The sequence below is a fragment of the Terrirubrum flagellatum genome (genome assembly GCF_022059845.1).
Lineage (GTDB): Bacteria > Pseudomonadota > Alphaproteobacteria > Rhizobiales > Beijerinckiaceae > Terrirubrum > Terrirubrum flagellatum.
Map to the genome: position 1 here is coordinate 1,519,405 of NZ_CP091851.1, position 25,065 is coordinate 1,544,469.

At 63.9% G+C, this 25,065-nt stretch carries 27 protein-coding genes; 10 read left to right on the forward strand and 17 right to left on the reverse strand.

The window, feature by feature from the left end; translation table 11 throughout:
- Positions 1-191: 191 nt before the first annotated feature.
- The 6 genes from L8F45_RS07345 to L8F45_RS07370 form a co-directional block, all read right to left on the reverse strand.
- A complete protein-coding gene (locus L8F45_RS07345) occupies positions 192-923 on the reverse strand; it encodes an SDR family NAD(P)-dependent oxidoreductase (protein WP_342362227.1) in 732 nt (243 codons plus the stop codon).
- Positions 924-1,016: 93 nt separating this feature from the next.
- Positions 1,017-2,498 (reverse strand): amidophosphoribosyltransferase, encoded by a 1,482-nt coding sequence (gene purF, locus L8F45_RS07350; RefSeq protein WP_342362228.1) that lies wholly within the window; start codon positions 2,496-2,498, stop codon positions 1,017-1,019.
- Positions 2,499-2,525: 27 nt separating this feature from the next.
- Positions 2,526-3,155 (reverse strand): CvpA family protein, encoded by a 630-nt coding sequence (locus L8F45_RS07355; RefSeq protein WP_342362229.1) that lies wholly within the window; start codon positions 3,153-3,155, stop codon positions 2,526-2,528.
- 81 nt (positions 3,156-3,236) lie between these two features.
- Positions 3,237-4,661 carry a DNA repair protein RadA gene (gene radA / locus L8F45_RS07360; RefSeq protein WP_342362230.1) on the reverse strand — a complete coding sequence of 475 codons (1,425 nt, stop codon included), beginning with the start codon at positions 4,659-4,661 and terminating at the stop codon, positions 3,237-3,239.
- Positions 4,661-4,963, reverse strand: coding sequence for a type II toxin-antitoxin system RelE/ParE family toxin (locus tag L8F45_RS07365; protein ID WP_342362231.1), 303 nt, complete (start codon positions 4,961-4,963; stop codon positions 4,661-4,663). Before L8F45_RS07365 ends, radA begins: the two co-directional genes overlap by 1 nt.
- Before the next feature lie 9 nt (positions 4,964-4,972).
- Positions 4,973-5,251: a type II toxin-antitoxin system ParD family antitoxin gene (locus L8F45_RS07370; RefSeq protein ID WP_342362232.1), complete on the reverse strand. Its 279-nt coding sequence runs from the start codon at positions 5,249-5,251 to the stop codon at positions 4,973-4,975.
- Positions 5,252-5,356: 105 nt separating this feature from the next.
- Here L8F45_RS07370 and L8F45_RS07375 point away from each other — a divergent pair, with 105 nt between their 5' ends.
- Complete coding sequence (locus L8F45_RS07375; RefSeq protein WP_342362233.1) at positions 5,357-5,722, forward strand: DUF488 domain-containing protein; 366 nt, start codon at positions 5,357-5,359, stop codon at positions 5,720-5,722.
- 6 nt (positions 5,723-5,728) lie between these two features.
- Here L8F45_RS07375 and alr read toward each other — a convergent pair whose 3' ends face one another.
- The 5 genes from alr to fumC form a co-directional block, all read right to left on the reverse strand.
- Positions 5,729-6,829, reverse strand: coding sequence for an alanine racemase (gene alr / locus L8F45_RS07380; RefSeq protein ID WP_342362234.1), 1,101 nt, complete (start codon positions 6,827-6,829; stop codon positions 5,729-5,731).
- 381 nt (positions 6,830-7,210) lie between these two features.
- The gene (locus L8F45_RS07385) at positions 7,211-8,695 is read right to left on the reverse strand and encodes a replicative DNA helicase (protein ID WP_342362235.1); all 1,485 of its coding nucleotides are present in this window, start codon (positions 8,693-8,695) and stop codon (positions 7,211-7,213) included.
- 149 nt (positions 8,696-8,844) lie between these two features.
- The gene (locus L8F45_RS07390; RefSeq protein WP_342362236.1) at positions 8,845-9,711 is read right to left on the reverse strand and encodes an SDR family oxidoreductase; all 867 of its coding nucleotides are present in this window, start codon (positions 9,709-9,711) and stop codon (positions 8,845-8,847) included.
- A gap of 24 nt (positions 9,712-9,735) precedes the next feature.
- Positions 9,736-10,131, reverse strand: a complete 396-nt coding sequence (locus L8F45_RS07395) for a thiol-disulfide oxidoreductase DCC family protein (RefSeq protein ID WP_342362237.1) — start codon at positions 10,129-10,131, stop codon at positions 9,736-9,738.
- Positions 10,128-11,528, reverse strand: a complete 1,401-nt coding sequence (fumC, locus tag L8F45_RS07400) for a class II fumarate hydratase (protein WP_342362238.1) — start codon at positions 11,526-11,528, stop codon at positions 10,128-10,130. The genes L8F45_RS07395 and fumC overlap by 4 nt, the downstream gene beginning before the upstream one ends.
- 125 nt (positions 11,529-11,653) lie before the next feature.
- On the opposite strand from fumC, the gene L8F45_RS07405 reads away from it, so the two are divergent.
- The 3 genes from L8F45_RS07405 (at position 11,654) to L8F45_RS07415 (ending at position 14,313) form a co-directional block, all read left to right on the forward strand.
- Positions 11,654-13,255, forward strand: a complete 1,602-nt coding sequence (locus L8F45_RS07405) for a carboxyl transferase domain-containing protein (RefSeq protein ID WP_425330014.1) — start codon at positions 11,654-11,656, stop codon at positions 13,253-13,255.
- 123 nt (positions 13,256-13,378) lie between these two features.
- Positions 13,379-13,720 carry a hypothetical protein gene (locus L8F45_RS07410; protein WP_342362240.1) on the forward strand — a complete coding sequence of 114 codons (342 nt, stop codon included), beginning with the start codon at positions 13,379-13,381 and terminating at the stop codon, positions 13,718-13,720.
- Complete coding sequence (locus tag L8F45_RS07415) at positions 13,717-14,313, forward strand: DUF6680 family protein (RefSeq protein WP_342362241.1); 597 nt, start codon at positions 13,717-13,719, stop codon at positions 14,311-14,313. Before L8F45_RS07410 ends, L8F45_RS07415 begins: the two co-directional genes overlap by 4 nt.
- A 44-nt stretch (positions 14,314-14,357) precedes the next feature.
- Here L8F45_RS07415 and L8F45_RS07420 read toward each other — a convergent pair whose 3' ends face one another.
- Positions 14,358-14,621: a HigA family addiction module antitoxin gene (locus L8F45_RS07420; protein ID WP_342362242.1), complete on the reverse strand. Its 264-nt coding sequence runs from the start codon at positions 14,619-14,621 to the stop codon at positions 14,358-14,360.
- A 204-nt stretch (positions 14,622-14,825) separates the two neighbouring features.
- On the opposite strand from L8F45_RS07420, the gene L8F45_RS07425 reads away from it, so the two are divergent.
- Positions 14,826-15,725 (forward strand): protein-L-isoaspartate O-methyltransferase family protein, encoded by a 900-nt coding sequence (locus L8F45_RS07425; RefSeq protein ID WP_342362243.1) that lies wholly within the window; start codon positions 14,826-14,828, stop codon positions 15,723-15,725.
- 134 nt (positions 15,726-15,859) lie between these two features.
- A complete protein-coding gene (locus L8F45_RS07430) occupies positions 15,860-16,147 on the forward strand; it encodes a hypothetical protein (RefSeq protein WP_342362244.1) in 288 nt (95 codons plus the stop codon).
- A gap of 90 nt (positions 16,148-16,237) precedes the next feature.
- Here the strand turns inward: L8F45_RS07430 and bfr are convergent, their stop codons facing one another.
- The 4 genes from bfr to L8F45_RS07450 form a co-directional block, all read right to left on the reverse strand.
- Positions 16,238-16,747 carry a bacterioferritin gene (bfr, locus tag L8F45_RS07435; protein WP_342362245.1) on the reverse strand — a complete coding sequence of 170 codons (510 nt, stop codon included), beginning with the start codon at positions 16,745-16,747 and terminating at the stop codon, positions 16,238-16,240.
- A gap of 112 nt (positions 16,748-16,859) precedes the next feature.
- Entirely contained in the window at positions 16,860-17,213 is a 354-nt protein-coding gene (locus L8F45_RS07440) for a (2Fe-2S)-binding protein (RefSeq protein ID WP_342362246.1), read from the reverse strand.
- Between the two features lie 226 nt (positions 17,214-17,439).
- A complete protein-coding gene (locus L8F45_RS07445) occupies positions 17,440-17,598 on the reverse strand; it encodes a hypothetical protein (protein ID WP_342362247.1) in 159 nt (52 codons plus the stop codon).
- A gap of 149 nt (positions 17,599-17,747) precedes the next feature.
- Complete coding sequence (locus tag L8F45_RS07450; protein WP_342362248.1) at positions 17,748-18,821, reverse strand: Kelch repeat-containing protein; 1,074 nt, start codon at positions 18,819-18,821, stop codon at positions 17,748-17,750.
- A 78-nt stretch (positions 18,822-18,899) separates the two neighbouring features.
- Here L8F45_RS07450 and mtnA point away from each other — a divergent pair, with 78 nt between their 5' ends.
- From mtnA to L8F45_RS07470, 4 genes are all read left to right on the forward strand, one after another.
- Positions 18,900-19,997: an S-methyl-5-thioribose-1-phosphate isomerase gene (mtnA, locus tag L8F45_RS07455; RefSeq protein ID WP_342362249.1), complete on the forward strand. Its 1,098-nt coding sequence runs from the start codon at positions 18,900-18,902 to the stop codon at positions 19,995-19,997.
- Positions 19,994-20,686 (forward strand): class II aldolase/adducin family protein, encoded by a 693-nt coding sequence (locus L8F45_RS07460; protein WP_342362250.1) that lies wholly within the window; start codon positions 19,994-19,996, stop codon positions 20,684-20,686. Before mtnA ends, L8F45_RS07460 begins: the two co-directional genes overlap by 4 nt.
- 80 nt (positions 20,687-20,766) lie before the next feature.
- Positions 20,767-21,975 carry a hypothetical protein gene (locus L8F45_RS07465; RefSeq protein WP_342362251.1) on the forward strand — a complete coding sequence of 403 codons (1,209 nt, stop codon included), beginning with the start codon at positions 20,767-20,769 and terminating at the stop codon, positions 21,973-21,975.
- Positions 21,976-22,055: 80 nt separating this feature from the next.
- A complete protein-coding gene (locus L8F45_RS07470) occupies positions 22,056-22,811 on the forward strand; it encodes an SDR family oxidoreductase (RefSeq protein ID WP_342362252.1) in 756 nt (251 codons plus the stop codon).
- A gap of 191 nt (positions 22,812-23,002) precedes the next feature.
- Here the strand turns inward: L8F45_RS07470 and L8F45_RS07475 are convergent, their stop codons facing one another.
- Positions 23,003-24,991, reverse strand: coding sequence for an acetyl/propionyl/methylcrotonyl-CoA carboxylase subunit alpha (locus L8F45_RS07475; protein WP_342362253.1), 1,989 nt, complete (start codon positions 24,989-24,991; stop codon positions 23,003-23,005).
- Positions 24,992-25,065 lie beyond the last annotated feature (74 nt).

Sequence of the window (25,065 nt, forward strand, 5' to 3'; positions counted from 1 at the left end):
AGTCTTTCGCTGGACCCCGGACTTCATTCTGCTCGGCCTAGCCTCGCTTCATGAATCCGGGGACGGAGAGAGCTTCAATTTAAAACGGTGAAGCTGTTTCCGTCCCCGGAACGGTGAAGCGAAACGAAGTGAAGCGGAACCGTGTCCGGGGCCCAGCGAAAGAATCCGCGCCGCAGGCGCTCTTCCTCAACTCAGCTAAAACTCTTCACCGCATCAGTCGGAAAATCATAGAGCGCGCCGGTTTCGCTCCATGAGGGCAGGCAAAGCTCGATCACCTTCGGCGTCAAATCCTCCGGCGTCTTCAGAGTCATCGGGTCTTCGCCGGGCATCGCGGCGGCGCGCATGCGCGTGCGCAGCGGGCCGGGATTGACGAGCATCACCTTGATCTTCGTCGTCTCGCGCGTTTCGGCGGCGTAGACGCGCGTCATGGCTTCGAGCGCCGCCTTGGAGACGGAGTAGGGACCCCAATAGGCGCGCAGATTGCGCGCGGCGCCTGACGACATCATCACCACGCGGCCGGCATCCGACAGTTGCAACAGCGGATCGAGTGAGCGGATGAGACGCCAGTTGGCCGTCACATTGACCGCCATCACCTCGTCCCATTGCTTCGGATCGACATGCCCGAGCGGCGTCAGCGGTCCCAGCATGCCGGCGTTGCCGACGAGAATATCGAGCTTGCCCCAGCGCTCGTTGATCGCGGCGCCGAGACGGTCGATCGCGGCGTAATCTTTCACGTCGACGGGAACGAGCGTCGCGCTCGATCCCGCCTGCTTGATCTCATCGTCAAGCTCTTCGAGGCCGCCGACCGTGCGCGCCAGCGCGATCACATGCGCGCCTTTCCTCGCCAGTTCGAGCGCGACGGCGCGGCCGATGCCGCGCGAAGCGCCGGTGACGACGGCGATGCGGTCTTTCAGGTCTGACATGACAAACTCTCTGACGCGTGGTTGCGAGCGTCATGCCCGCTCGCGACGCGGCCGTCCATGCCTCCGTGGCGTCGCCGGAGGCGCAGCCGGATATCAGCTCGCCTCGGCGAGCAGCGAAAGCTGCTTCACGCTCTCGCCCATGATGTCGAGCACCGGAATGGGATAATCGCCGGTGAAATAATGATCGGTGTATTGCGGGAAGGCGTCGTTGCGGCCCTTCTCGCCGAGCGCCTGATAGAGCCCGTTGATGCTGATGAAGGCGAGCGAGTCGACGCCGAGATAGGTGGCCATCTCCTCGACGCTCATATTCGCCGCGATCAGCTTGTCGCGATCCGGCATGTCGATGCCGTAATAGTCGGGGTACTTGATCGGCGGGCTGGCGATGCGGAAATGCACCTCGCTCGCGCCCGCGTCGCGCATCATGCGCACGATCTTGCGCGATGTGGTGCCGCGCACGATGGAATCATCGACGAGCACGATGCGCTTGCCCTCGATCACCGCGCGGTTGGCGGAGTGCTTCATGCGCACGCCGAGCTCGCGCACGGACTGCGTCGGCTGGATGAAGGTGCGGCCGACATAGTGATTGCGGATGATGCCGAGTTCGTAGGGAATGTTCGCGGCCTGCGCGTAGCCGAGCGCGGCCGGCACGCCGGAATCGGGCACCGGAATCACAACATCCGCCGGCGCGGGGGATTCCTGGGCCAGGTTCGCGCCGATATTCTTGCGGATATTGTAGATGTTCTTGCCGGCGACGATGGAGTCGGGCCGCGCGAAATAGACATATTCGAAGATGCAGGGGCGGGCGGGCCGCACGCCGAATGGCTTGATCGACTCGATGCCGTCCTCGGAGATGACGACGATCTCGCCATTCTCGATGTCGCGGACATAGCGCGCGCCAATGAGATCAAGCGCGCAGGTTTCAGACGCCAGGATCGGCCGGCCGTCGAGATCGCCGAGCACCAGCGGGCGGATGCCAAGGGGGTCTCGCGCGCCGATCAGCTTCTTGTTGGTGAGCGCAACGAGCGCGTAGGCGCCCTCGATCTGCTGCAGCGCGTCGATGAAGCGGTCTACGAAGCGGTTGCGGCGGCTCTTCGCCACGAGATGAAGGATGACCTCGGTGTCCGACGTCGACTGGCAGATGGCGCCGTCGCGGATGATCTGTCGGCGCAGCGTCAGGCCGTTGGTGAGATTGCCATTGTGGGCGAGCGCGAAGCCGCCGCCGTCGAGCTCGGCGAACAGCGGTTGCACATTCCGCAGGATGGTCTCGCCTGTCGTGGCGTAGCGCGTATGGCCGATGGAGGAATGGCCCTGCAGGCGCGCGATCACGTCGCCTTGCGAGAAGTTGTCGCCGACGAGGCCCATGCGGCGCTCGGAATGAAAGCGCTTGCCGTCATAGGAGACGATGCCCGCGGCTTCCTGGCCGCGATGCTGGAGAGCGTGCAGGCCGAGCGCCGTGATCGCCGCCGCGTCGGGGTGCCCATAAATGCCGAAGACGCCGCACTTCTCGCGCAGCGCCTCGCCGTCATCCCCCTCGCTTTCAACCTGATCTGCGCGAGGGGAGGTGGGGAAGGTCATGCGCGGATCTCCAGTTTGGCGCTGGCGTCAGCCGTTGGACTGAGCCGGCCGCGATGTGTCGAGGCCGGATTTCTGTTGGGGCTGGCCTGGCGTGAGGCGCGGCGCAGGCGATTCGGCCGGAGGGACAGACCCGTCGCCCGCCTTGGCGCGATTGCGCATATCATTGATCATCTTCTCCGGATCATCCGGCAGCATCGCCCGGAGCGAGTTGCCGCTGCTCTCCAGATAGGGACGCGCCTTCGAGGATTTAACCCATTCCGGCTGCTTGTCGGCCGGAACCAGCCAGGTGAAGAACACAAATCCGATCACGCAGATGAGAGCGCCGCGCGCCGCGCCGAAGAGGAAGCCGAGCGTGCGGTCGAGCGCGCCGATGCGCGAATCAAGGATGAAGTCGGAAATCCGCACCGTGATCAGCGAAACGACGATCAGGGTGACGATGAAGACCGCGCCGATCGCGATCGCCAGTGAGATCATCGGATGGGAAATATACTGCTGCACATAGGGCAGCAGCGGCTTGTGAAAGAGATAGGCGACGATGGCCGCTGCGACCCAGCTCGCGATCGCCAGCACTTCGCGGGTGAAGCCGCGCATCATGGCGAGCACGGCTGACACGAAGACGACGCCGAGAACGACGAGATCGAGATAACTCACCGGCATGTTTTGGTTGTCCGCAATGGTCTGGCGACGAGCAAACGGTGCGCCATATCGCGGCCTCTATAGCTATATCGGCGGCGCTCGTCACCCGTCGGCGTCCGCGGCGACAGGGCGCGGAGCGGGCCTCCGGCGTGAGGCGATCATGGCCGTCAAATCGCCGATATCGGCGACGGGACGGAGCGTCATCGGCGGGTCCTTTTCCGCGTCGCGCGTCGGCGCCGGCAGGTGGGCGGCGCGGAAGCCGAGCTTCGCCGCCTCCTTCATCCTGGCGTTGGCGAGCGACACCGGCCGGACCGCGCCAGAGAGGCCGATTTCGCCGAAATAGACGGCGTCAGGCGGCAAAGGCGAGCCCGCCAGCGAGGAAATCAGCGCCGCTGCGGCGGCGAGATCAGCCGCCGGCTCGTTGATGCGCAGGCCGCCGGCGACGTTGAGATAGACGTCGGATAGGCCGAATTTCAGCCCGGCGCGCGCCTCCAGAACGGCGAGCACCATGGAAAGCCGCGCGGGGTCCCAGCCGACCACTGCGCGGCGCGGCGTGCCGAGCGAAGAGGGCGCGACGAGCGCCTGGATTTCCACAAGAACCGGACGCGTGCCTTCGATTCCCGCGAAGACGGCGGCGCCGGCCGCGCCGGCGTCGCGGCCGGCAAGGAAGAGCGCAGAGGGATTCGCGACCTCGCTCAGGCCTCCGCCTGTCATCTCGAACACGCCGATCTCGTCGGTCGGGCCGAAGCGGTTTTTCACCGCCCGCAGGATGCGGAAATGGTGGCCGCCATCGCCTTCGAACGACACCACGGCGTCGACCATGTGCTCGACGACGCGCGGGCCGGCGATCTGCCCGTCCTTGGTGACGTGCCCAACGAGAATCACGCAGGCGCCGGAATCCTTGGCCTGCCGGATCAGAATCTGTGCGCTGCCGCGAACCTGCGTCACGGTGCCCGGCGCGCTTTCGACCGCGCTTGACCACATCGTCTGGATGGAATCGATCACGACGAGGCGGACCGGCGGCCCGGCCGCCATGGTCGCGACGATGTCCTCGACATTGGTGGCGGCGGCGAGTTCGACGGGCGCATCGGCGAGCCCCAGCCGCTCGGCGCGCAACCGGACCTGGCCGACGGCCTCTTCGCCGGAGATATAAAGCACGCGCTCGCCGCGGCGGGCGAGGGCGGCGCAGGCCTGCGTCAGCAGCGTCGATTTGCCGATGCCGGGATCGCCGCCGATCAGGATCACCGACCCCTTCACGAAGCCGCCGCCGGTGACGCGGTCGAGCTCGCCGATGCCGGACGCGACGCGCGGCGGCTCCTGAGCCGCGCCGGACAGCCCTTCAAGCGCGAGCGGACGTCCCTTGCCGCGCCCTGCGCTGCGGGACGGCGCGCCGCCGCCGGGCAAGGGCGCCGCGGCGGTTTCAAGCGAGATCGTGTTCCAGCCGCCGCAAGCTTCGCATTTGCCCTGCCAACGGCCATAGGCCGCGCCGCAGGATTGGCAGACATAGGAGGAAAGCTGGCGGGCCATCAGGCGGGATCGTCTTTCAGAAGTTTCATGAGATCGCGAGAGCCGTGGATGATGCGGACAATGCGGACCGTCTTCACCGATACAGCCCGGAACAAAATCAGATAGCTGCCGTGATGCGCGACGCGTATCTGTCGTCCGAATTCCTCCCGCAGCCGAAACGCCTCAGGTCTTGCGGCGAGAGTGACGAATTTTGCCTCTAATTCGCGACGGAAATTGCGTGCGGCAATCCTGTTGTCGCGGCCAATAAAGGCGATGATGCGTTGAATTTCGCCGAGTGCGGCAGGGGCGACGACATAGGCCACGGCTGCCGTTTATTCGGCCGCTTTGGGCGCATCAGCACGATCTATTTCATCAAGATCTGCATCAACGATCGCCCATACTTTGTCTGCGGGAACGCCCGGACCGCTCTCATCACTCAGGCGCACCGCCTCGCGAATTTCTTCAAGGGTCCATGAGCGGGTCATCTCGCGATCCTGAAGGTGCCGAAGGGCGTCGCGGATGACTTCGCTCGCGTTATTGTAGCGACCGGAAGCGACTTGCCGCTTGATCCAGTCGTCGTTGTACTTGCCGAGAGAATAGCTGGACGGCATGGCGTCCTCCATTATCAACTATTATCACTCTAGCGGATGTTCTTTATTTGTTCAAGTTCCGCTATGCATATGACCGTTGGTGGGGGAATGTCGAGAGGGCGTGCGATGATCGCATCAGGCCGGTTTCGGACCAAGCGCATCTACGAGCCTGCGGACCGGGAGGACGGCTTGCGCGTGCTGGTCGATCGGCTCTGGCCGCGCGGGATCAGCAAGGACAAGGTCGATCTCTGGCTGAAGGACGTTTCGCCGAGCGATGCGCTGAGAAAAGAAGTCCACGGCGATCCCGACGGTTGGGACCGGTTCGTCATGGCCTATGCCGCGGAACTCGCGAAAGAGCCGGCGGCGACGGCAGCGGCGCAGTTGCGCGAATTCGCGCGCAAGGGGCCGGTGACGCTGCTGTTCGCGGCGAAGAATGAAGAGCGCAACAATGCGGTTGCGCTGAAGAGCTGGCTCGAAATGCGGAAGAAGTAGGAACGCTCAGTCGCGATAGACGCGCTGATAGCGCCGCCCGAGCGAGGTCAGGATTTCGTAGCCGATGGTGCGCCCGCCGGCGCCCACCGCCTCGAGCGTCAACGGCCCGCCGATGATGGTCGCCGGCGCGCCGCGTCTCGCGTCCGCAACGGGAACATCGCTGACATCGATGATGATCAGATCCATGGAGACCGTGCCGACGAACGGGCACGGGACGCCGCCAACCAGGCCCAAGCCGCCGTTCCAGTCGACGATGCCGCCCGCGTTGCGCGGGATGCCATCGGCATAGCCGAGCGAGAGCGTCGCGAGCTTGCGCGGGCCTTTCGCGGTCCACAACCCGTTATAGCCGGCGCGCTCGCCGTCTTTCACTTCGCTCAACGCGACGATGCGGGCTTCGAGGCCCACAACCTGTCTCATCGGGTTCGGCTTGCCCGGCGTCGGATTGCCGCCATAGAGCGCATAGCCGGGGCGCGTGAGATGGCCGCGTGGCGCGTCGTCGAGAAAATGTCCTGACGAATTCAACAGCGAATGCCTGACGTCCGGAAAGCGCCGCATGACATCGCGGAAGCGCGCGATCTGCGTGGCGTTGACGGGATCGTCGGGAACCTCCGACGCGACGAAATGGGTCATCACGACATCGACATTGAGCCGCGCGATCGCATCGGCGACGCCAGCGTCATCGAGACTGTCGAACGGAAATCCAAGCCGGTTCATGCCGGTGTCGATGTGGAGAGCGCAGGCGCCAACGCCTTGCTGCGACCATTCGCGCGCTTCGTCGATGCCGCCGATCGCCGGTCGCGCATCGACGGCGCGATAGAGTTCGGCGGCGCCGGGCGGAAAGCCGTTGAGCACGAAAATCGTCGCGTTCGGCGCAGCGCTCCGCACGCGCTTCGCCTCGGAGAGATGGGCGACGAAGAATGTCCTGCAGCCCGCCGCCGCGAGTGCGGGAACCGCTTTCTCGATTCCCGTTCCGTAAGCGTCGGCCTTCACCACCGCGCCGGCTTCGGCCTCGCCCGCGCGCTGTTTCATCAGGCGCCAGTTCGCGGCGAGCGCGCCGAGATCGATGGTGAGCGTGGCGCCGTGGGCGAGGAACGGATCGTCGATCATGCCTCAGAGCCTGTTTGGGAATTCGGATGGGGCTGCGCTGCAGCCGATTTTCGTCGCTCCGGCAGGAGGCGATCGAAGGGCGTGCAGGCCGCACGGCCGAGATCGGCGACGAACCGGGCGGCGAAAAGCGACGCAGCCCACTGATATCGGGCTTGCCCGATATCAGCGTCATCTGCGCAAGTCGGGTAAACCCGACTTGCGAGGGTTGAGCGATGAACGACGGCTGATGCGTCGGAAGGCTCGCCAATGTCGCCAGACATTGGCTGCGCCTCCCTCCTGTCATCCGCTCGCTCGTCGCTCAACGCAGCCGCATCCCAATTCCCAAACAGGCTCTTGGCATAGCAAGCCCTTTGCCAGCCGGACAGGCCGGCGTCAGCGAGCCTATTCGAATCGTTCCGGCAGATTGTCCTCGCTGGCGAGGTTGGTGAAGCGCGTGACTTCCGCGTCGAACTGCACGTCGACCGTGCCCGTCGGGCCATGGCGCTGCTTGCCAATGATGATCTCGGCCTTGCCGTGGGCGGCGTTCATGTCGGCCTCCCACTTGAAGAACTCCTCGGTGCCTTCGCGCGGCTTCTTGTTCGCGAGGTAATATTCCTCGCGATAGACGAACACGACGACGTCGGCGTCCTGCTCGATCGAGCCGGACTCGCGAAGGTCGGAAAGCTGCGGCCGCTTGTCGTCGCGGCTTTCGACCTGACGCGAAAGCTGCGACAGCGCGATGATGGGAACGTTCAACTCCTTCGCCAGCGCTTTCAGGCCCGTGGTGATCTCGGTGATCTCCTGCACGCGGTTGTCGCCGCGCTTCGAGGAGCCCGAGAGAAGCTGGATGTAATCGATCACCAGGAGATCGAGCCCCTTCTGGCGCTTGAGGCGCCGCGCGCGCGCGGTGAGCTGCGCGATGGTGATGCCGCCGGTCTGGTCGATATAGAAGGGCAAGGTCTGGAGATCGCGGGCGACATCGGCGATGCGCGTGAATTCATCCTCGCGGATGTCGCCGCGACGAATGCGCGATGACGACACGCCGGACTGTTCGGCGATGACGCGCGTGGCGAGCTGCTCCGCCGACATTTCCAGCGAGAAGAAGCCGACGATGCCGCCATTGGTGGTCTTGATATGGCCGCCGGCCTCGCGCTCGCCCTCCCAGGCTTTGGCGATATTAAAGGCGATGTTGGTCGCAAGCGAGGTCTTGCCCATGCCCGGGCGTCCCGCGACGATGATCAAGTCGGAAGGCTGCAGGCCGCCCATTTTGCGGTCGACATCTGACAGGCCGGTCGCGACGCCGGACAGTTTTCCGTCGCGCTGATAGGCGTTGGCCGCCATGTCGATCGCAAGCTTCGCCGCGATCTCGAAGCGCTGGAAGCCGCCATCATAGCGGCCGGTCTCGGCGATCTGATAGAGCTTGCGCTCGGCCTCCTCGATCTGCGCGCGCGGATTCATCTCGACCGGCGCGTCATAGGCGACGTTGACGATCTCCTCGCCGATGCCGATCAGCGAGCGGCGCATGGCGAGATCATAGATCGTGCGGCCATACTGCTCGGCGTTGATGATCGTCGTCGCTTCCGCCGCGAGCCGCGCCAGATATTGCGGAATGGTCATGCCGCCGAGATCGGCGTCGCCGAGGAAGGTCTTGAGCGTGATCGGCGTCGCGAGCTTACCGGTGCGGATCAGGTCGGCCGTCACCTGGAAGATGCGGCGATGGATGTCCTCGAAGAAATGCTCAGGCTTGAGAAAGTCGGAGACGCGGTAATAGGCGTCATTGTTGACCAGCACCGCACCCAGCAGAGCCTGTTCCGCATCGAGATTGTGCGGTTGCGTCCGGAAAGTCTCCGGGGCGGGCTCGTGGCGGATGATGGGGGCTACGGACATCGGTCTCGGCAATTTGGCTCAAATGCGGGGATTCGGCCTAACATGGGGCGGCCCGGGAATCCGCGCCCGCGCGCCGAATCACCCGCTGTTCACAGACTGCCAGATTTTTAAGTTCGGCGCCGGGCGGGGCCGTTGACTCTGCGGCAGGATCAGGCGCCCCGACTCAGCGGCGCCTGGTTCCCTTCCGAGAAGCGTTTTCGCATGAAGGCGATGTAGTCCTCCTCCGCCATTTCGCGGCGGGCGCGCACGAAGCCATTGAAGTCGTCGCCGATGAGGTAGCGCAGGCGGTCCGATCCGTCGGTCGCGGCTTCGAAAATCACTCTCGCGACGTCATCGGCGCTGATGGCGAGGCCCGTGCGCAGGCGCGCAAAGCTCTCACCTGTCTGCTGTATGAATGCGTCGTAGTCGCTGAGCGCGCTGTCGCTCGCCTTGCGATCGCGCGTCGTCTCGGCGAAGCGCGTCGCGGTGACGCCGCTGAAGGGGACGACCATCTTCACCGCGATGTTTTGCGAGGCGAGTTCGTAGGAGAGCGATTCCGAAAAGCCCTCCAGCGCAAATTTGCTGGCGCAATACATCGTCGCCATGGGCAATGTGAAAATCCCCGCGCCGGAGCCGATATTGATGATGACGCCGCAGCGGCGCGCGCGCATGTGCGGCAGGAGCGCGCGCGTGACATCCATGACGCCGAAGAGATTGACGTTGAACTGCCGCAGGATCGCCTCGCGCGGCAGCGCCTCGAACAGCCCATACTGGCCATAGCCGGCGTTATTGACGAGCGCATCGATAGAGCCGAAGCGCGCCAGCGTCGCGGCGATTGCTTCCTCGATGCTGGCGCGATCCTCCACATCGAGCCGCGCGACAAGGATGTTTGGATCGCTCGAAAGATCATCCGCGTCTTCAGGCCGCCGCATGGTGGCGGCGACGTTCCAGCCGCGCGCCGCGAACAGTTTCGCCGTCGCCTTGCCGATCCCCGAGGATGCGCCGGTGATGAGAAGGGTGCGTCGATCTCCAGCCAATCCATCCTCCCGCTAGCCAGCCGCTCACCAGCGGCCGTTGCGACGGTTCCAGGCGTAGAGGACATCCGCGAAGCGGTCATAGGCGAAACGGGTGAGATGGATCACGCCCGGCGCGCCGAGGATGGCGGCGAGCCAGCCTTCGCCGGGCGTTCGCCGCCAGACCTCGATCGCGACATCGGCGCCGACAATGAGCTTTCCCGTTTCGTCGGTCGCATGCAGTCGCCGCCTGACATCGTTCACGTCGACGCCGAAAGGGGCGAGCGCTTGCGGTTCGAGATTGATGTCGCGAAATGCGATCGCGCCGGAGCGCACCGCATCGATGAGGCGATTACGCTGGCGATTGATTCCGGCGTCGCAGACCGGGCATTTCGTGTTGTACCAGACAGTGAGGGGATTCGTCGCCACGCGACGAACGCTCATCCTTCGCCGCCGGGCGCGAGCATCTTCTCCGGCCGCACCAGCCGGTCGAAGGTCGCGGCGTCGACGCCTGACGCCAGCGCCTCCTCGCGCAATGTGGTGCCATTCTTGTGCGCGGTCTTCGCGATCGCAGCAGCCGCGTCATAGCCGATTGCGGGCGCGAGCGCCGTCACCAGCATCAGCGAGCGTTGCAGCAGTTCCTCGATGCGCGGGCGATTGGCGCGCAACCCGTCGACGCAATGTTCGGCGAAGCTCGTCGAGGCGTCAGCCAGCAGCAGGATCGATTGCAGGGCCGCCTGGATGATCACCGGCTTGAACACGTTGAGTTCGAAATGCCCCTGCGACGCGGCGAACGAGATCGTCGTGTGATTGCCATGCACGCGCGCGCAAACCATCGTCATCGCCTCGGCCTGCGTGGGATTGACCTTGCCCGGCATGATGGACGAGCCAGGTTCGTTCTCAGGCAGCAGCAACTCGCCGAGGCCGGAGCGCGGCCCCGACCCCATCAGCCTGATGTCGTTCGCGATCTTGAACAGAGAGGTCGCCGCGGCGTCGAGCGCGCCATGGGCGAAGACGATGGCGTCATGGCCTGCCAGCGCCGCGAACATGTTCGTCGCGGGCTTGAAAGTGAGGCCGGTCAGTTGCGTCACCGCCGCGGCGAAGCGGGCGGAGAATTCGGGATGGGTATTGAGGCCGGTGCCGACAGCGGTGCCGCCTTGCGCCAGCTCCAGCAGGTTCGACTGAGTCAGTCGGAGATTGATGATCGCCTGCCAGACCTGCGCGGCGTAGCCCGAAAACTCCTGGCCGAGCGTGACAGGCGTCGCATCCTGCAGATGGGTGCGGCCGATCTTGATCACGTCGGCGAACACCTGCGCCTTGAGATCGAGCGCCTTGTGCAAGGTCGCGAGCGACGGCAGCAGTCGATCGTGAATCTGCAGCGCGACGGCGATATGCATCGCGGTCGGAAATGAATCGTTCGAGGACTGGCCGCGATTGACATGGTCGTTCGGATGCACCGGCGACTTGCCGCCGCGCGTTCCCGTCATCATCTCGTTGGCGCGGCTCGCCAGCACCTCGTTGACGTTCATGTTGGTCTGCGTGCCCGACCCGGTCTGCCAGACGACGAGCGGGAAATCCTCGTCGAAGCGGCCTTCGAGCGCTTCGTCGGCGGCGGCGATGATCGCGTTCGCGGTTGCGATGTCGAGCACATGCAGATCGCGATTGGCGATGGCGGCGGCTTTCTTCACCAGCGCCAGCGCGTGGATGAGCGCGCGCGGCATGCGCTCGGCCGGGCCGCCGATGCGGAAATTCTCCAGTGAACGCTGCGTCTGCGCGCCCCAGTAACGATCGGCCGGGACTTCGATCGGGCCGAAGCTGTCGGTCTCGGTGCGGGTGGCCATGATGCGTCCCTCTCATTTCGCCCTGCCGGCCGCCTGAGAAGCGCGGGGGAGGGCGGCCCGATTGCCGGGCTGGCATGGCCTTGCGATAAAACGCCCAACTTGCACAAGGGGCGAAACGCGTGGCCATCCTTAAATCGGGCGTCAATGCGAAGGATTCCAGCCTGTCAGCCAATGCGGCGGACTGGACCCGGCTGCGCGAGGAGCTTCTGGCGAAGCGCGCCGCCGCCGCCGAGGGCGGGCCGGAAAAGTCGCGCGAGCGCCATGTGGCGCGCGGCAAGCTCCTGCCGCGCGAGCGCGTGGCGCGGCTCATCGATCCCGGTTCGCCCTTCCTCGAGATCGGGCTGCTCGCGGCCAACGGCATGTATGAGAGCGACGTGCATGCGGCCGGCATGATCGCCGGCGTCGGGCGCGTGGAAGGCCGCGAGGCGATGATCGTCTGCAACGATCCGACCATCAAGGGCGGCGCCTATTATCCCATGACGGTGAAGAAGCATCTGCGCGCGCAGGAGATCGCGCGCGAGAACCGTCTGCCTTGCGTCTATCTCGTCGATTCCGGCGGCGCGAATCTGCCGCATCAGGCCGATGTCTTTCCCGACCGCGAGCATTTCGGCCGCATCTTCTACAATCAGGCGACTCTCTCGTCGCTGAAGATTCCGCAGATCGCTGTCGTGATGGGAAGCTGCACCGCCGGCGGCGCCTATGTGCCGGCGATGTCTGATGAGACCGTGATCGTGCGCAAGCAGGGCACGATCTTTCTCGGCGGCCCGCCTCTGGTGAAGGCCGCGACCGGCGAAGTGGTGAGCGCGGAGGATCTCGGCGGCGCCGACGTGCATGCGCGGCTCTCCGGCGTCGCCGATCACTACGCGCTTGATGATCACCACGCGCTCGCCATCGCGCGCCGCATCGTCGCCAATCTCAACACGCGCAAGGATGTCGACATTGCGCTCTCCGAGCCGAAAGAGCCGCGCTACGATCCGGCCGAGCTTGAAACCATCGTGCCGACCGATCTCAAGAAACAGTACGACATCCGCGAGGTGATCGCGCGGATCGTCGACGACAGCGAGTTCGACGAGTTCAAGGCGCTGTATGGGACGACGCTGATCACCGGCTTCGCGCGGCTGCACGGCATGCCGGTCGGCGTCATCGCCAACAATGGCATCCTGTTCTCGGAGAGCGCGCTGAAGGGCGCGCATTTCATCGAGCTGTGCTGCCAACGCCGCATTCCCTTGCTGTTCCTGCAGAACATCACCGGCTTCATGGTGGGCCGCGAATTCGAGAGCCGCGGCATTGCGAAAGATGGCGCGAAGCTCGTCACCGCCGTCGCCTGCGCGCGCGTGCCGAAGATCACATTGATTGTCGGCGGCTCATTTGGCGCCGGAAATTATGGCATGTGCGGCCGGGCCTATTCGCCGCGCTTCCTCTTCACCTGGCCGAACTCACGCATCTCAGTGATGGGCGGCGAGCAGGCGGCGAGCGTGCTCGCGACGGTGCGACGCGACAATATCGAGGCGAGCGGACAGAAATGGCCTGTCGAAGAGGAAGAGAAATTCAAGGCGCCGATCCGCGCGAAATATGAGGATGAAGGCTCGCCCTATCACGCGACGGCGCGGCTATGGGACGACGGCATCATTTTGCCTTCGGAAACGCGGCGCGTGCTGGCGCTCGCCTTCTCCGCGACGCTCAACGCGCCGGTGGAGGAGACGGGGTTTGGGGTGTTCAGGATGTGAGGGGTGAGATGGCAATGGGTAAATTTTTCTTGGGGATTGTGACGTAGCGGCGGCGCGCGGACATTTTGCGCGGCCGCTGGATGTGAGATCAATACAGGTTATCGATGGCGGAAAGATCGTGCCATGAAGTCATTTTATGCAGCTTATTTTACAGGGGCTGCTGGTAGCAGCATAGGACTGTTTTTTATTGGCGACGGGATAATTGCAGGCGTCGATGTGGGCGGAATTCGCTATGACGGAAGTTTCAAGACTTCTAAGAAGGGCGGAGCGCTCGAAGGTGTCGTCGAATTCATTATGCCGCCGGGTGCGACCTTAATCACAGGTATCTCGGGAGGGGCTCAAGAGACGCGCGTGCCCGTGCCCATCCACTTGCCGTCGAATTTCGCGGACGGTCAAGTTATCCGAATTGAAACGCCGGCCGGACCGGTGAACGTCCGCTTCGAAAAGCTGCGTGACTTGCCATGACGATGGATTGTTCGAATGGATTTTGGTGCTTCCAACTGAAGGACCTAATCAATACCTTGATTTTGGGAACAACGATCGTCGCAATTTTGTATGGTCCTATTTGGGCCGTAAAGATTACTCGGCGGCTGGAAGACGAGCGGGAGAAGCGCCGCAGGCAGTATGAGATATTTCATAGTCTGATGAAAACGAGAAGAGTAACGCTCTCGCCTGAGCACGTAATGGCGCTCAACTTAGTGCAGATCGAGTTCTATGGTCAGGAGCGTATCGTAAATGCTTACAAGAGATATTTGGAGAACTTGTCCACGGAAGTTCCTAAGGAGCAGGGGCCTTTAGAAAAGTTTTTCGACGATAGAGATGACTTGCTGTTCGAGCTTCTGCATGAAATTGGAAACGTATTGGGGTTTGTCCTGGATAGGCGAGAGTTGCATAAGTTTTCGTATGCCCCTCAAGGTTGGAACAATGATGAAACTCAGCTACGCCAGTTCAGGCTCCTTGCGATCGACTTGCTGAGCGGGCGCAGGGCATTGCCGGTTTTTCAGTATCAAGCGGCCGAAGCAAACAAGAAATTTCCGCCACCACCTCAGCAGGAATAACAATTGTCCGCGCCATAGATGCGTATGCGAAGCTGAGATTGCATTCAGCCTAACCTCCGCTTCCTTTCCATCAATTCATAATCCATCTGCAAGCCGAGAAAGAATCCTTCAGGCATTCCGAAATAGCGCGCCAGCCGCAGATCGATGTCAGCCGTCACCGCGCGCTTGCCGAGCACGATCTCGTTGATGCGGCGCGGCGGCACGCCAATCGCCTGCGCCAAGGCGGTTTGGCTCAGCTCCAAAGGCTTGAGGAAATCCTCAAGCAGAATGTCTCCCGCGTGAGGGTTGGGGATGACGTTGTTTTTCAAAGCGGCGTTCTTTCGTCTCAATCCACAGGAGAGGTCGCGCCTTCGGCGCGGAGTCTTTCGCTGGGCCCCGGACACGGTTCCGCCCGGCTCGCGCCTCGCTGCACCGTTCCGGGGACGGAGACAGCATAACCGGAAATCTGGAGCTGCGCTTTCAACTTTGACTGCGGCGTGATTTGTTCTGGCCCCGCAGCCCCGGAGCCGCCCTTGACCGACCGCCGCCTTGACTCCGCCCGCGCGATCTACGCCTCGCTGGTCGCAGGCCAGTCCGGCGCGTCGCCGGAATTGCGCGAGCGCATCGAGCGCGCCTTCGCGCTGGTTCCGCGCGAGCATTTCATGGGCCGGCCGCCATGGATGATCCACACCGGCGGGCCGTTTGGCGCGGCGCAGACGGACGATCCCATCCATCTCTACCAGAATGTGCTCGTGTCTCTCGATCGCGCGCGCGGCGTCAATAATGGCGAGCCCTTCCTGCACGGGCAGATGATCGCGGCGCTCGCTCCCCAAAGCGGCGATCGCGCGCTGCATATCGGTTGCGGCACAGGCTACTACACCGCCATTCTCGCGACCTTGATTGCGCCGGGCGGACGCGTCAGCGGCTACGAAATTCTTGAAGATCTGGCTGGTCGCGCGAAACAGGCGCTGAAACCCTGGGAGAATGCGGACGTCATGATCGCCAGCGGCTCCGGCGCGGCGGAGAGTTCGCAAATCGAGAATGGCAGCGCGATCCGCATTCCGTCTTCCGCCGCGATTGCATCATTGCCGCCCGCTGATCTGATCTATGTTTCGGCTGGCGCATCGCGGCCTGCAGCCGCCTGGCTTGACGCTTTGAAGGAAGGCGGGCGTCTTGTCTTTCCGCTGGCGGGCGATGGCGGCGCGGGCGTGGCGCTGAAAATTACGCGCACGGCGCAGGGCTTTTCGGCTCATATCGTCAGCCGCGCGATCTTCATTCCCTGCGCCGGCGCGGTTGATGCGGAGGAAGCGAAAAGCGTGGGCGAAGGTTTGCGCAAACTCGGCCGTCGCGAGTCGTTGTTCCTCCATCGCGACAATCATATCGATGACGACACGGTGATCGTTGGCAAAGGCTGGCGCCTGTCGCGCCGCTGACCCGCCGTTGCGGCGCGCAAGCGGATAGATTCAGTCAGATTTCGTGACCTGCGCGTGCGTGCTGGGTCGTGCGCGAAGCGGAACTATTCATTCTCCCGTCGGTTATCTCGCAACAATTTGAACGGGAGATTGGCATGAGACATCTCATTCTCGCGGCTGCGGCCGTGGGCCTTTTCGCGGCTGCGCCGGCTGTTGCGCAGGGAGTGTCCGTCGGCGTCGGCGAGCGTGGCGTGACTGTTCGCTCGGATGATCATGACGGATGGCGCGAACGTCGCGACTGGCGCGAGCGCCGCGCCGATCGCTGGCGTCATCGCGATCGCGACGTCTACGTCACCGGCAGCACCGGATGCCGCGTCGTGACGGTGCGCAGCGAACGTCCGAACGGCGACGTCGTCGTGCGCAAGATGCGTCGCTGCGACTGAGCGCAGCTACTTAACCCGACGAATCAAAAGGCCGGCTTCATGCCGGCCTTTTCATGTTTGCGCTTCGCATTTGCGCGGAATGACGTGGGCTCACTCTTCCTTGCCGAAGCCCGGCGTGCCGCCATCGCCGAAACCGCCGACATGGGTCTGCATGTAGCGTTCGATGCCGATGCGCTTCACGAGATCAAGCTGCTTCTCGAGGAAGTCGATGTGGCCTTCCTCATCGGCCATCAACTCCTCGAACAGGTCCTTTGAGGGATAGTCCTTCACCTTCATGCAATATTCCGCCGCCTCCTGATAAGCGGCGCGCGCCTCGACCTCCGCCTTGAGATCGCATTCCAGAATTTCTTTCACATCCTGGCCGATGCGCAGGGGATCAAGAACCTGCAAGTTGGGGAAGCCTTCAAGGAATAGGATGCGATCCACGAATCTGTCGGCGTGATGCATCTCCTCAATCGATTCCTCGCGCCACTTCTTGGCCATGGCGTTGAGGCCCCAATTGTCCAGCAGGCGGTAATGCAGCCAGTACTGATTGATCGCGGTCAGTTCGCTGCGAAGGCCTTTGTTGAGATACTCGATGACTTTCTTGTCGCCCTTCATAGCCTGATCCCTTGATGCTCTGACCCAACGTTCAGGACCTAGCATCGTTTGGAATCGCTATGAAATGAAAAGCGCGCCGCCCCCCCGGCGGACGCGGGGCGGAGGGAAGGCCCTATTCCGCAGCGATGAGCGCGACGGCCGGCAGCGGGCGATTCTCGTTGCCGGCGGGATGTTCATGAGCCGGGCAGGCCGGGCAGTCGATGGCGCAGGACTGGGCCCGCGCCTCTGACAGCAGTTTGCGCACGGTGGTCAGGCAGCGGCCGCATTGCGGTGCGCATCCCAGACAGCGATAGGCCTGCACGGGCGAGCGCGGACCGGCCAGATGCTCGTCATCCAGCGTCGCCAATATCTGCGCGTCGGTCAGTACGTTGCAGGAACAGACAATCACCGCCAGATTCCAGTTTAGAACGACTAAAAACTGTGTGTTCTCAGTCGTTTGTATAAAGCTGACGATGGCGGTCCACAATAGCAAGAGGCCACGGCGAAAAGTTCGCGCGAGCGACGTTGCGTCACTCAGCGGGCGCGCAATTCACGGATTTCCAGGGATTTTGAGAGGCGGCCGTCAGAGCGGTCGGTGGAGGCGGCGAGGGCCTGTTGGCGAGGCGTCGCCGGGAGCTTTAGCGCGGCTGGCGCGGGAGTGAAGATTGTAGAGTTGGCAGGCTTCAGGGAGATTTTGCGAAGCGCCCGGCGCGTCAGGCGCCGGGATGCATCATCACCCAGGTCGCGACGAAAGCGAAGTAGCCGGTGACCGCGACGCAGAAGCCGCAATAGAGGCGGCGAGCGGCGATCCAGCAGCGATCGCTGGAGAGGGCGATTGCCTTGGCCTGTGCGCGGTTGCGATGGATGGTCATGGCGCTTCTCCGAAGTCCTTCTAGACCCGTACTTCCGTTTCCCCTCTCGACCAGCGCACCATACGTCACGCTGATCGCGGGTGACATTCGTTTGAATACCTAGAAAGGCTTTAAAACGGAGTGCGCGCGCACACGCGCTCGTGGTTAATTCAGGTAAGTGTAAACGCTTCATTGACGGCGCTCTGCACGCCGCCGCCATTGATCGGACCGCCGCCCGCGACATAGATCGAATCGCCCACGGTTGCGGCGCCCAGCCCATGGCGGGGCGTCATCATCGGCGCATACAGCTCCCAACTATCCGTCGCGGGATCGTAGGCCTCGTTCTGCGCGAAGACCCGGTTCGCGCCTTCGCCGCCCATCGCGAAAATCTTGCCGCGATAGAGCACGGCGCCATGGCCAGAACGGGCGGTCGGCAGGGGATAGCGCATCTCCCATTTGTCCGTCGCGGGAACATAGGCGTGATGCAGGTTCGAATTGGTGTGGAAGGAATCGACGCGGCCGCCCGTGACATGGATGCGGTCGCCGACGACCACCGTTCCCGTATGATCGCGGCCAGTCGGCAGAGGCGCGCGGCCGCTCCAGCTATCGCTCTTGGGATCGTAGACGAGATGCGTGTCGATCGATTTCTTCGCATCGAAGCTGTCGCCGACGGCGCCGCCGATGGCGTGCAGCCTGCCGGCGAAGCCGACGACGGCGATCGAACCGGCCGGGCGCGGCAGCGACGCGATCGCCGTCCATGAATCGAGATTGGCCTCCCAGACGTAGCATTCCGCATGCGGCTTGCGGTTCTGCTCGATGAAGCCGCCGATGGCGTAGAGCCTGCCGTCGAGAAAGGCGACGCCGACATGGTTGGCGCCGCGCGGAATGGCCGCCGCCGACGACCAGCGATCGGAAGCGGCGTCATAGACATGGTGATAGGGCCGGTCGACGCGCTGTTCGCCATAGCCGCCGACGATATGCATCTTGCCTTCGAACGCGGTCGCCCAGGCCATCTCGCTGCGCGGGAGCGGCAGATCGGCCTTCGCAATCCAGCGGCCGGGATTGGCGGCCTTCGGCGCGACGCTGTCATAGACGCTCTGGACGGTTGCGATCTCCGGCCGCTCGATCCGGCCGGGCGCGGTGAGCTTTTCATATTGCCCATGGCCCGCATGCTGGGCGGCGGCCGGCGCGGCGATAAGGGCGAGGCCGTTGGCGATGGCGAGGCGGCGGTCTAACCTGAGCATCGACGATCTCCCCGTGCGTTGCGCGTTCGTGATCAAAGGCTTTCACATCTTCCGCCGGCGCGGAAGCGGAGCGATGGAATGAAGATTGGCGACAAGCATTACCGCACGATCTGGCTGAACGATGACAACTGGTCGGTCGAGATCATCGATCAGACGAAGCTCCCGCATGAATTCGCGACGCGCCCGCTCAGATCGTCGGCGGACGCGGCGCATGCGATCCGCTCGATGCTCGTGCGCGGGGCGCCTCTCATTGGCGCGACTGCCGCCTACGGACTTGCGCTCGCCATGCGCGAGGACGCGTCGGACGCCCATCTCGCCAGCGCGGCGTCGGCGCTGCAGGCGACGCGGCCGACCGCGATCAATCTGCGCTGGGCGATCGAGCGGGTGCGCGAACCCTTGACGCGCGCGCCTGTGAACGAGCGCGCCGCGCTGGCCTATCGTCTCGCGGCCGAGATTTGCGACGAGGACGTCGCGATCAATGAAGCGATCGGGCGCGTCGGCGCCGAGGTCTTCGCTACGCGCTGGCGCGAACTCGGAGCCAAACGTCCGCTCAATATCCTGACTCATTGCAACGCCGGCTGGCTCGCCACCGTCGACTGGGGCACCGCGATTGCGCCGATCTACAAGCTCTATGACGCAGGCGTTCCCGTGCATGTGTTCGTCGACGAGACGCGGCCGCGCAATCAGGGCGCGAGCCTGACCGCATGGGAGCTGAAATCCCACGGCGTTCCCTTCACATTGATCGTCGACAACGCCGGCGGCCATCTCATGCAGCATGGCGACGTCGATGTCTGCATCGTCGGAACCGATCGCGTCACCGCGGACGGATCGGTGTGCAACAAGATCGGCACCTATCTGAAGGCGCTCGCCGCGCATGACAACAAGGTGCCGTTCTATGTCGCGCTGCCGTCGCCGACGATCGACTGGGCGACGGCGCGCGGAAGCGATGTGCCGATCGAGGATCGCGGCGCGCGCGAGGTCACACATATTTCAGGGCGCGGCAGCGACGGCGGCGTTATCGAGGTCGCGCTTGCGCCGGAGGGAACGCAGGCGCGCAATCCCGGCTTCGATGTGACGCCGCCGCGGCTCGTGACCGGCCTCATCACCGAACGCGGCGTCGCCGAGGCCTCGAACGCCGGCATGAAGAAGCTCTTCGGCGAGAAAGCGGCTGCATGACGAAAACGCCTGCGGCGCAGCGTGATCTGCGCGCGCGGATGATCGGCGTCTGCCTGCGCATGAATGCGCTCGGACTCAATCAGGGCAAATCAGGCAATCTCAGCGCGCGGCTCGATGGCGCGAGTTGTCTGATCACGCCGTCAGGCGTCGCCTATGAGACGATGAAGCCGGCCGACATGGCGACGCTGCATTTCGACGGGCGCTGGAGCGGTCCCACGAGGCCATCCAGCGAATGGCGCTTCCATCGCGACATCTTCGCCAATCGTCCTGACGCCGGCGCCGTGCTGCACACGCATTCGCGCCACGCCACGGCGCTCGCCTGCCTCGGCCTGAAAATTCCGGCCTTCCACTACATGGTGGCGGCGGCGGGAGGCGCTGACATTCGCTGCGCGCCCTATGCGACATTCGGCAGCCAGGAATTGTCCGACGCTGCGCTCGCGGCGCTCAAGGGCCGCAAGGCCTGCCTGCTCGCCCATCACGGCCTGATCGTCATCGGCGCGACGCCGGAGAAGGCGCTCGATCTCGCTGTTGAAGTGGAGGCGCTCGCGGCGATGTATCTCTCGGCCTGCCAGATCAAAAAGCCTCGGCTTCTTGCGAAGCGCGAGATGGACAAGGTGATTGCGCTGTTCCAAACCTATGGCACGCCGCAATTTCCGGATGACGGATTGCGGCGTATCGGAAAGATTTGACGGGAGGCGCGCCGGAGATCGCGCCATTTTTGCGGATTGATCTTTTCAAGTGTTGGCGACGCCGGGGGATTGGGGGAGCCATGCTTCTGGAATGGGATTTTCGGCCGTCCCGCATCGTGCTGGGACTGGCGAGCATTGTTGCGCCGCTTCTCTTTGCATTGATCGGTCTCAGCTATGCGTCTTCATTGATGCTGGGTTCGGAGATCCAAAAGATCATTCTGCCCGTTGAAATCCTGAAGCCGAAGAGCGCGCCCGCTCCCAAGGCCGCGCCGCCGGCTCCGACTAACGCGTCAAACGACGCGGACAAGGATAAGACCAAATCCGCCGGAGGCGCCAAGGCCGACAAGCAGGATGATCCGGCGCTGCGTCCGCTGGTCCGGCAGATCACGGCGCGCCAGAGCTACGCGGTGATGACGTCGTTTCATTTCGCCGCTTGCGCCTTCGCCGCGGGACTGGCGATCGCGGTTCTCGCGGCGATCTACAGGCGTCGCTGGATCGCGCTCCTCCTGGTCGTCTCCGGAATTCTGTCCCTGATCGTCGCCGCCTACGATGGCAAAAACGACAATCTGCGCGAAAGATGGGTCGACAAGATTCTCGAACGGGCGGATGCGCAGCCAAGCTATGGCGCGCCTGATCCTGCGGGCGCATGCGATCCGAAACCCTGCCTGACGCTGCAGGGCGGCGACCTCTTCAAGGGCGGCCTCGACAGCGTGAAATTGCTCGTGCGCATCAACACCGTTGTCGGCTTGACCGCCGTATGGATGATCCTCTTTGCGCTTTGCGCGACAACCCTATCGAAAGCGCCGAAGCCGGCCGGCGTCGCGGACGATGCGTCGAAACCCTGGCTCGCACCCGTGAATCAACGCGAGCAGGGATGGCGATTGCGCGTCCTGCTCTATGGCGCCGCCGCGGTTCTCGCGACCAGCGTGCTGACCAGCAAGACGTTGCTGGACTGGCCTTCCACATTGCTGGAGCCGCTGTCGCAGAATTCGCTGAAGCTGTTGACGGACTCGCTGCTCGGCGTGTGGGCGACGGCCTATTCGCTCGTGCTGCTGACGGCGTTCGGGCCGGCCTTTGCGGCTTGGCTGCTCGATCGCGAGGAGTATCGCGCCTTGCCGAAAGCCGACAGGGACAAGCTCGCCGTCGCGACAGGCGGCGCCGATGACAAGGAACTCGACATTTTGCCGGCCTCGCTCATCACCAGCATTCTCTCGCTGCTTGCGCCGGTGCTCGCACCCTCGATTCTGGAGTTCGCCAAGGTTCTGTTGAGTCTCGGCGGCGGCAAATAGGGCCTCGTTTCGCGGATTGGTTGCTCCGCCGGTTGCTGCTAAGGCTCCGGCGGACAATCCAACCGAAGCGGGGAAACGCGATGGCCGGGCATGACAAGGTGGCGCTGATCACGGGCGCGGGATCGGGCGTCGGACGCGCAACCGCGATCGCCTTTCTGAAAGACGGTTATCGCGTCGTGCTCACGGGCCGGCGCAAGGATGCGCTCGACGAAACGATCAAGCTGTCGGGCGTCGATGCCGCGAAGGGGTTCGCGGTGACCTGTGACGTCACCGATCCAAAATCGGTCGCGGCGCTGTTCGCCGCCTGCAAGGAGAAGTTCGGCCGGCTCGACGTGCTGTTTAACAATGCCGGCGTGTCGAAGGGCGGATCGCTCGAAGACATCTCGGTCGAGGACTGGCAGGCGACGCTCGCCACCAATCTTTCCGGCCCGTTCTACTGCACGCAGGAAGCCTTCCGTCTGATGAAGGCGCAGGAGCCGCGGGGAGGGCGCATCATCAACAATGGCTCGGTGTCGGCGACGGCGCCGCGTCCGGGCTCGTCGCCCTACACCGCGACCAAGCATGCGATCAGCGGCCTGACGAAATCGACCGCGCTCGACGGGCGCAAATACGACATCGCCTGCGGCCAGATCGATATCGGCAATGCGCTGACCGAAATGGCGGCGAAGATGACCAAGGGCGTGCCGCAGGCGGACGGCACGATGAAGATCGAGCCTGTGATGGATGTGGAGAATGTCGCGCGATCCGTGCTGCACATGGCGAGCCTGCCGCTCGAAGCCAATGTGCTGTTCATGAATGTGATGGCGACGAAGATGCCGTTTGTGGGAAGGGGATAATTGAGCGTCATCCCGGGCGCGACGCAGCGCCATAGCCGACGCGAATGCGTCGGCGTCAAAAGACGGCCGCCGAAGGCGGCCTATGGCGGTGCGGCGCAGACCCGGGACCTCTGAGGGATTAGCCACTCACAAAGCGATCCCGGATCAGCGGCGCATCATTGCATGCTGCGCCGCGTCCGGGATGACGCTCCTCACTCCCCATGCACCACGACGAGCTTCGCGCCCTGCGCAACCTGCTGTCCCGCCTGCGCTGATATCTCCGACACGACGCCATCGCGCGGCGCGACAAGCACATGCTCCATCTTCATCGCCTCGACGATGGCGACGCGCGCGCCCTTCTCGACCTTCTGATCCTTCTCGACGAAGAGCGCGACGAGCTTGCCATGCATCGGCGACTTCACGATCGCGTCGCCGTCGGCTTCCTCGAGATCGATCGCGAACAGGTCCTCCATCGCGACATGGGTCTGTCGGCCCTGACGCACGACATAGAAGCCGTCATCGCCGCCCGTGACCTCCGCGTCATCCACTCCCCAGGCCGCGACGGCAGCGCCATTCATCGACACCGACAATTCGTTTGAATCCTCGCGCAGGCGCACGCGCGACGGCGCGCCATCGATCGTGATCCGCGCCACAGTTTCGCGCGGGCCCGCGAGCTGGAACGCGTCGTTGACGAGCCATGGCGAGAACGCCTCGTTCGAACGTTTGTAGTGCGCATATTCGAGGCGATCCTGCTCGGCCTCGATGAGCGCGGACATGCCGGCGGCGACGCTCTCCTTCGTCGGGGCGCGCTTCACCGCGCCAAGCTTCTCCAGATTGCGATCGATGAATCCGGTGTCGAACTTTTCCGCGACGAATTCATCGGCCTCGCATAGCGCCTTCAAAAACGCGACATTCGATTTCGGGCCGGCGACAACAGTTTCGCCGAGCGCCGCCGCAAGTTTCGCCAACGCTTCGCGGCGCGTCGGGGCATGCGCGATCACTTTCGCAATCATGGGGTCGTAATAGGGGGTGACCTCGTCGCCCTGTTCGACGCCGGAGTCGACGCGCACGCCGTCGCCCTTGGGCAGCTTCAGCGCCCATAATTTTCCCGTCGAAGGCAGGAAGCCGTTTTCGGGATCTTCGGCGTAGACGCGCGCCTCGACCGCATGGCCGTCGATTTTCAGATCGCCCTGCGCGAAGGGCAGTTTCTCGCCAGCGGCGACGCGGAACTGCAGTTCGACGAGATCAAGCCCGGTGATCGCCTCCGTCACGGGATGCTCGACCTGCAGGCGCGTATTCATCTCCATGAAGAAGAAGCCATCGGGTTTCAGCCCGTTGCGCCCGTCGGCGATGAACTCGACCGTTCCCGCGCCGACATAACCCACCGCGCGCGCGGCTTCGACGGCGGCCTTGCCCATGGCCGCGCGCACTTCTGGCGGCATCGATGGCGCGGGCGCTTCCTCGATCACCTTCTGGTGACGGCGTTGCAGCGAACAGTCGCGCTCGAAGAGATGCACGACGTTGCCGTGGCTATCCGCGAACACCTGCAATTCGATGTGGCGTGGCGACAGCACATATTTCTCGACCAGCACGCGCGCGTCGCCGAACGCGTTCTGCGCCTCGCGCTGCGCGCTTTCAAGCGCTGCGGCGAATTCGCCGGAATTCTCGACGCGCTTCATGCCCTTGCCGCCGCCGCCGGCGACCGCCTTGATCAATACGGGATAGCCGATGCGTTCGGCCTCGCCCGACAGAAACCCCGCGTCCTGCTTCTCCCCGTGATAACCGGGCACCACAGGCACATGGGCTTTCTCGACCAGCGCCTTCGCCGCGTCCTTCAAACCCATGGCGCGGATCGCAGAGGCCGGCGGCCCGACGAAGATGATGCCGTTCGCCGCGCAGGCTTCGGAGAAGTCGGCGTTCTCCGAGAGAAAGCCATAGCCGGGATGGATGCAGGCGGCGCCCGTCTTCTTCGCGGTCTCGATGATGCGGCTCGCGACGAGATAGCTTTCGCGCGCGGGGGCGGGGCCAATGAGATGCGCCTCGTCGGCCATCGCGACATGCGGCGCGTTGGCGTCGGCTTCGGAATAGACGGCGATCGTCCTGATCCCGAGGCGCAGCGCCGTGCGGATCACGCGGCAGGCGATCTCGCCGCGATTGGCGATGAGGACGGAGGGGAGCTTCGTCGCGAGGTCGGTACTCATGGATTGCCTGATCGTTGTGGCGGGCGCCGTCCCCGGAACGGTGCAGCGCAGCGGAACCGTGTCCGGGGCCCAGC